Consider the following 816-nt stretch of genomic DNA (forward strand, 5'->3'; position numbering starts at 1 on the left):
GTCCTTCAGCGGCAGCTGCCCGGCGGTGAAGAGGGTGTTGCCGGTCCGGCAGTAGGGCACGTAGTTGGCGGCCGGCGCTGCTGCGGCCGGAATGGCGACGCCGAGATCGCTTAGCCGCTTTTCGATTGTTTCGCTCATTGGTTTTCCCTATTGCTGGAAGGCGCCGCGTTGGCGGGGCCGAAATTGCTATTTTTGCCTCGCTTCCGCCACGACTTTTTTTAAGCTGGACCATCTTTCCCTGCGGCCTGCCATCGGCCGCGACGATCGGAGCACCGCATGCGCTTGACGCGCCTTTTCCTTTCCACCGCTCTCGTGTCGGCGGCCATCCCGATGGCTCCGGCCCTTGCCGTGCCCGCGCTGCAGGCGCACCGCGCCGTCTATGATCTCACCCTCAACAAGGCGTCCGACCGCTCCGGCATCACGGGCATCTCCGGCCGCATGGTCTATGAGTTCAACGGCTCTCCCTGCGAGGGCTATACGGTGAAGTTCCGTTTCGTCACGCAGATCGTCACCAGCGAGAACACTAGGCTGACCGACCAGCAGACGACGACGTTTGAGGACGCAGAAGGCAAGACCTTCTCCTTCGTGACGAAGTCCTTCGTCGACCAGAACCTCGACAAGGAAGTCAAGGGTATGGCGACCAGGGAGCCGAAGGGCCTCAAAGTCAACATCGACAAGCCCGAGAAGAACACGCTCGAGCTCGCCGCCACGCAGTTCCCCACCCAGCACCTCGTGGAGCTGATCGGCAAGGCCGAGAAGGGAGAGAACTTCTATCAGACCAATCTGTTCGACGGCTCCGAGGATGCCAATAAGGTA

General features: G+C 61.4%; 1 protein-coding gene and 1 pseudogene. One reads left to right on the forward strand and one right to left on the reverse strand.

The window, feature by feature from the left end:
• Nucleotides 1–138, reverse strand: a pseudogene (locus EOA79_RS34010) (RidA family protein); the annotation flags it as partial.
• A gap of 138 nt (nucleotides 139–276) precedes the next feature.
• Between EOA79_RS34010 and EOA79_RS32310 the strand changes: the two are divergent.
• On the forward strand, nucleotides 277–816 hold a 540-nt coding region (locus EOA79_RS32310), incomplete at its 3' end, for a DUF1849 family protein (protein ID WP_128293712.1).

The sequence above is a fragment of the Mesorhizobium sp. M1A.F.Ca.IN.020.03.2.1 genome (assembly GCF_004023205.1).
Taxonomy (GTDB): Bacteria; Pseudomonadota; Alphaproteobacteria; order Rhizobiales; family Rhizobiaceae; genus Mesorhizobium.